Here is a 6023-nt window from a genome sequence, read left to right on the forward strand (position 1 = left end):
ACTTGCAGCGACGGACCTCAGGACACTCTTACACCACGTCTGCGCGCGCGACCAAATCTGTAACAGATAGAGCCAACTTCGGCCCCCAGATGTTACAGATTGAGACAATTCCCTTGGTGCAAAGGGGTGGTGCAAAGGGGTCAGGTTTGTTTGCACCACGTTGGTGCAGATTAACCTGACCCCAATGCACCAATCTGGCCTGCCTGCGCTACAAGGCCTTTTTGGGGCAGACCTTCGTGCACTCCATACACAGGATGCACTCCGTGCCGTTGCGACGGTCGAGCGAATTGTCCGTCACGTCCACATCCATCGGGCAAATCTTGCGACACTTACCGCACGAGATGCATTTGTCCTTATCACAGGTAACGCGCACGACCGCCCGCTTGGACATGGGCTTTATAAACACCGTCACCGGGCAGATGTACTTGCAAAACGCGCGATTGTCCTTAAGGGCAAACGCGAGCGCGATGCCCACCACGTAATAGATCACATTGCCCACGATAAAGGCAATCCACATGACGTCGGCAAGGTTGGGAACGCCCAGAAGAAACAGCGCACCCACAAATGCGAGCGACGCCACAAAGGTCACGTAGCGCAGCCAGCCAAACGACCGACGCTCGTGCGTTGCAGGCACCTTGTACGACAGCAAATCGAGCACCATCGCCGTCCAACACGCATAGCCGCACCAACCGCGGCCAAATACAAGCGGCCCAAAGATCTTGGCCACGGCGTAATGAATGGTCGCCGCCTCAAAAGAGCCCAGGAAGAGGTAGTACCAAAAGCCCTCGATCTGCATATTCTCATGACACAGAAAGCCCAGGTAGACGAGCATATATGTGCCGACAGCAAACTGAACGGCATGACGCGCGTACCTCCAGTTGGCGATATAGAGCGCCGTGCCTGTGGCCAGCGCCGTGCCAATGTAGGAGAAATTGCCCAGATAGAACAGGTTACCCGTAGCACGCCACAGAACAACCGCGACCGCCTCGAAGACAATCCAAAGCAGCGCGGGAACCTTGTACTTTGCAATGCGATTCATCCGAGGGCCTTTCTGCGTCGTAACCTTTCCTGCCATTATGCGCGCGGTCGGCTGAAGTGCGGGCGCAGTTCGATGACTCGGCATGTAAGGATTTTGCAGACAGCATGGGCGCGCCGACATGTGCCGCTTCCCTCCCGCCGAACATCTCGATCTGTAACAGTTAAACCCAATTTCGGTGTCCAGATGTTACAGATCGAGATGTTTTCGAGAGACGGTTCCGAATGTCTCAACCTGTAACACGAAGAGCTAGTTTTTGCTGCCAACTGTTACAGATCGAGACATTCCGTCCCCACTCCCATTTGGTACAAGGGGGTCAGGTAAATCTGCACCACCTTGGTGCAAACAAACCTGACCTCCTTGCACCAATCTTGGCTAAAACCACATTTTTGTTAGTCTTGGTTAACTTCCTAGCCTAAAACGGGTATCCTTTGCGGCGTCAAGCAAACGGCACGTACACCGTGCCAGATCAAGGAGGCCCCTATGGCGCGCCAAGCAGACCAGCAGACGATGCAACTCGTCCTTATCCGTCACGGAGAGTCCGAGTGGAACAAGCTCAACTTGTTCACCGGCTGGACCGATGTCGAGCTCACCGACACAGGCCGCGAAGAGGCGACGGCAGGCGGTCGAGCCCTCAAAGAAGCGGGCTTCGACTTTGACGTCTGCTACACTTCGCGCCTCAAGCGCGCGATCCACACCCTCAACATCGTGCTCGGCCAAATGGATCGCGAGTGGTTGCCCGTCATCAAATCCTGGAAGCTCAACGAGCGCCACTACGGTGCGTTGCAGGGTCTCAACAAGGCCGATGCCGCCGCGGAGCACGGCGACGAACAGGTGCTCATCTGGCGCCGCTCCTTCGATGTCTGCCCGCCGGCACTCGAGCCGGACGACGCGCGCGACCCCCACACCCAGGAGCAATACCGCGACATCGCGCCCGACCAGCTGCCCTATACCGAGTGCCTCAAGGACACGATCGCCCGCGCCTGGCCTTATTTCGAAGACGAGATTCGCCCCCAGATGCTCGCCGGCAAGCGCGTACTCATCGCCGCCAAGATCGACGCCGTTGCCAATCAGGGCAAGGCGCACAAGTAGCCCCATCTCGAACCATGCGCGCGGCGCCGTACGACCCCGGTGCGACGCCGCGCCGCCCGCACGCAGGAGCCGACCATGCTCAACCATCTCAAACAACACTTTGGCTCGCACCGCACCGGAGGCCATGGCGGTCTGGACATCGCCCGGCACATCGGCCCCGGGCTGCTCGTCACCGTCGGCTTTATCGATCCAGGAAACTGGGCCTCCAACATGGCCGCGGGCTCGCAGTTTGGCTACGCGCTACTGTGGGTGGTCACCCTGTCCACGATCATGCTGATCGTCTTGCAGCACAACGCGGCGCACCTGGGCATCGCCACGGGCGTCTGCCTTGCCGAGGCCACGACCCGCTATCTCCCCCGCATCGTCGGACGCGCCGTGCTCGCCAGTGCATACCTCGCAACCGTCGCCACCGCCATGGCCGAGGTCCTGGGCGGCGCAATCGCACTCCAGATGCTCTTTGGGCTACCCGTGCGCGCCGGCTGTGTCATCGTGGCGGCGGCATCGATGGCGATGCTCATGACGAGCTCCTACAAACGTGCCGAGCGCTGGATTATCGCCTTCGTCGGCATAGTGGGCCTGTCGTTTTTGGCCGAGCTCGCGCTGGTCAAGGTCGACTGGCCGCAAGCCGCCACAAGTTGGATCACGCCCGGCATACCCACCGGCTCAGCCGCCATCGTCGTCAGCATCCTGGGTGCGGTCGTCATGCCCCACAACCTCTTTCTACACTCCGAGGTCATCCAGTCCATGCACTTCGAAGGCCAAGGCGAGCAGGTTATCGAGGAGCGCCTGCGCTACGAGCTCTTCGACACACTCTTTTCGATGGGTGTGGGCTGGGCAATCAACTCGGCAATGGTCATCCTAGCCGCGACGACTTTCTTTGCCCACGGCATCGTCGTAGACGACCTCGCCGTCGCGGCCGCCACGCTCTCCCCCATCCTGGGCCCGGCAAGCTCGATCATCTTTGCCGTAGCGCTGCTGTTCGCGGGCCTCTCGAGTAGTGTGACGGCGGGCATGGCGGCTGGCACCATTACGGCCGGCATGTTCGACGAGGAATACGACATCCACGACCGACACTCATCGATTGGCGTGGCGCTCTGCTTTGCCGGCGCAGTCGCCGCCTGCTTGGTCGTTTCGAATCCTTTTGAGGGTCTCATCTGGAGCCAGGCGCTGCTGTCGCTCCAGCTGCCGATCACGGTCTTCGTACTTATACGACTCACCAGCTCGCGCCGCGTCATGGGCAAATACGCCAACTCTCGCCCACTTACGGTACTGCTCGTGGCGATCGGTGTGGTCGTAACTGTGCTCGATGTCGTCCTGCTCATGGGGACGTAATTGGTGCAAAGAAACCTGACCCCAATGCACCAACAAAAAGGGTCCCGGCCGGAATAACCGACCGGGGCCCTTGGACAGAGCTCTGTATGGCTAATCGCCGTACGCCTGCGAGTTACTCCTCGACGAGCTCAAACTCATCGGGACCGACGCCGCACACCGGGCACACGTAGTCCTCGGGCAGCTCGGGCGTGTCGACCTCGACCTCGTAACCGCAAACGGTGCACACAAACTTATAGGTCTTCTTCTCCTCAGCCATGATGTTCTCCTCTCGAACGTGACTGCTGATGTACTTCGCTTATTAGTATAGGTTCTCAATAATATAATGCAAGTGTTTTTAGAGCATTTCTATCCCTGATACGAAGATGCCTTGGGCGGCGTCTTGCCCTTCAGGACCTTGTGGTAGTAATCGTAGGTAAGCGGTGTCTCGTCGCTCAGGCGCTCGGCGTCCTCGACCTCGCCGATAAACAGCAGGTGCGTACCCACGTCCACGGTGTCAATCAAACGGCAGCTAAACAGCGCTGCCGCATGCTCGGGCACATAGGGCATGCCCAGAGCCGTCTCGCGGGTCTCGTACTTGGCAAACTTGTCGTAGTCGCTGCTGGTGCGGAACCCAAAGTTACCGATGTAGAGCATGTCGGCCGTCTGATCGATCACGGTCAGCGCAAACGCCTTGGCCGATGCGATGACACCCGAGGTGACGTTGTCCTTGTTTACGGCAACCGAAATGCGCGGCGGCATGGACGTCACCTGCACCGCCGTGTTGATGACGCAGCCGGCGCGCAGCCCGTCTGCCGCGGCGCTCACCACGTACAGGCCGCTCGGCATGGTAAAGAACGCAGTTTTGTCCATAACGATCACTCCCCTAACCCGGGTTGGAACCTCATGGATGTATGTACCCACAAAAAAGGCGGCACCCCTAACGGATGCCGCCTTTGGGGCATATGTGTCAGAACAGTAAGAAAGATGAGACAGCTGAAGTCGAGGTGGGACAAAGTTATCAGTAGTTTTTGTCCCACCGTCCCTGCAGGTCGAGCGCCTAGCGGTTGCGCTCCTTGAGGGCGCGGTCAATCTCGCGCTGGACATCGCGCTTGGCCATATCCTCGCGCTTGTCGTAGAGCTTCTTACCGCGGCCCAGACCAAGCAGCAGCTTTACGCGGCCATCGGTATTAAAGTAGAGCTCCAGCGGCACCAGCGCATAGCCGCGGTTACGTAGCTTGCCGTCGAGAAAATCAATCTCCTTGCGGTGCAGCAGCAGACGTCGACGGCGGTCGGGATCGCGATTCCACACGCCACCGTGGCTATAGGGGTGGATATGCAAGCCCACGAGCCAGCACTCACCGCCACGGATGAGCGCAAAGGTGTCGGTGATCTGGCAGGCGCGCTCGCGAATCGACTTGACCTCGGTGCCGCTCAGTTCAATGCCGCACTCAAAGGTCTCATCGATAAAGTACTCGTGATGTGCCGAGCGGTTCTTGGAGATGAGCTTGCGCTCGCGCTTACTGGGCATCGCCGGCCTCCTCGGAACCGTCGGCGTTTTTGCTCGCGGCCTCGCGCTTTGCTTTGCGCTCGGCGTTGAGCTCAGCATCGCTCTCGCGCACCAGCTTGATGATCGCCGCGCAGGCCTCCTCGCCCACCAGGTCGCGGGCGCGCACCGTCAGGCGCGTCGCCTCGCGCTTATCACCGTCGTTAGCGGCATCGGTCGCGCACATGATCAGGCAGATGGCAATCTCGGCCGAGGGCGAGGTCGGCACGCCCTGCAGGGCCAGCTCGCCCATCACATGATCGTCGCTCTCGTCGGCGGCATCCGGATAGGTGGTATGGATCTTGTTGAGCAGACGCGTCGTATGCGCATCGTTGGGCGCCAGACGCAGCGCCAGACGCGCGCAGCCCACGGCAGCCGAGACGTTCTCGGTCTCGGGCTCCAAGAAGTACTGGCCCAAGTTAGCGTAGGCGCGGGCGGCGCACTTGCCATCGCTCGCACGCTCCAACACCGAATACGAAAGCGACGCCCACTCCTGCTTGTCCTCGAGCGCACGGAACAGCTCGGCCAAATCCAGACGATAGTTGCAGTTCATGGGATCCCAACGCACAGCTTGCATCAGGGCGTTGCGAGCGCTCACATAATCCTGCTGGCGAATATAGGCAAACGCCATGTCGGAGTACAGGCGGTCAAAGGGAACCTCGACCTGCACGAGCTCGCGCGGATCCTTTTCCACGCGGCGATAGGCCAGACGCTCAAACTTGCTGTCGAAGCTAAAGTACTGGCGCTTCTCCTCCGTCTTGCACTCGGCGTCGATATATTCCTCGGCGAGCTCCACCAGACGCTCCAGCAGCGGCGTCGCCGTGGCCAGGTCACCCTGCGCCAGATAGTTCTCGGCATACGTAATGTCTTGCAAGCTGATGGGCAGGTCCATGGCTACTCCTCGAACGGGACGAAACGCGGCAAACGCCGCTTGCGGTCAATACACAAAACCCGGGTCTCTTACGAGGCCCGGGCGTTCATTTCTGGGTAGCCCGTACCAGATTCGAACTGGTGATCTCCGCCTTGAGAGGGCGGCGTCCT

6 protein-coding genes and 1 pseudogene are annotated in these 6023 nt (G+C 59.8%); 2 read left to right on the plus strand and 5 right to left on the minus strand.

The annotated features are described in order from the left end of the window. Nucleotides 1-208: 208 nt before the first annotated feature. Entirely contained in the window at nucleotides 209-1039 is an 831-nt protein-coding gene (locus I2G43_RS05765; protein ID WP_195535430.1) for a 4Fe-4S binding protein, read from the minus strand. A 507-nt stretch (nucleotides 1040-1546) separates the two neighbouring features. On the opposite strand from I2G43_RS05765, the pseudogene I2G43_RS05770 reads away from it, so the two are divergent. Next, nucleotides 1547-2086, plus strand: a pseudogene (locus tag I2G43_RS05770) (2,3-bisphosphoglycerate-dependent phosphoglycerate mutase); the annotation flags it as partial. 117 nt (nucleotides 2087-2203) lie between these two features. Further along, entirely contained in the window at nucleotides 2204-3460 is a 1257-nt protein-coding gene (locus I2G43_RS05775) for an Nramp family divalent metal transporter (protein WP_195535431.1), read from the plus strand. Nucleotides 3461-3572: 112 nt separating this feature from the next. Here the strand turns inward: I2G43_RS05775 and I2G43_RS05780 are convergent, their stop codons facing one another. The 4 genes from I2G43_RS05780 to I2G43_RS05795 form a co-directional block, all read right to left on the minus strand. Beyond that, the gene (locus I2G43_RS05780) at nucleotides 3573-3716 is read right to left on the minus strand and encodes a rubredoxin-like domain-containing protein (protein ID WP_006235327.1); all 144 of its coding nucleotides are present in this window, start codon (nucleotides 3714-3716) and stop codon (nucleotides 3573-3575) included. Between the two features lie 89 nt (nucleotides 3717-3805). After that, nucleotides 3806-4309, minus strand: coding sequence for a flavin reductase family protein (locus tag I2G43_RS05785; protein WP_117746556.1), 504 nt, complete (start codon nucleotides 4307-4309; stop codon nucleotides 3806-3808). Nucleotides 4310-4496: 187 nt separating this feature from the next. Then, on the minus strand, nucleotides 4497-4967 hold the full coding sequence (gene smpB / locus I2G43_RS05790; RefSeq protein WP_006235325.1) for an SsrA-binding protein SmpB: 471 nt from the start codon (nucleotides 4965-4967) through the stop codon (nucleotides 4497-4499). Continuing rightward, a complete protein-coding gene (locus tag I2G43_RS05795) occupies nucleotides 4957-5874 on the minus strand; it encodes a hypothetical protein (RefSeq protein ID WP_195535432.1) in 918 nt (305 codons plus the stop codon). The genes smpB and I2G43_RS05795 overlap by 11 nt, the downstream gene beginning before the upstream one ends. Between the last annotated feature and the right edge of the window lie 149 nt (nucleotides 5875-6023).

This window comes from Collinsella aerofaciens (assembly GCF_015557435.1).
Classification (GTDB): domain Bacteria; phylum Actinomycetota; class Coriobacteriia; order Coriobacteriales; family Coriobacteriaceae; genus Collinsella; species Collinsella aerofaciens_Z.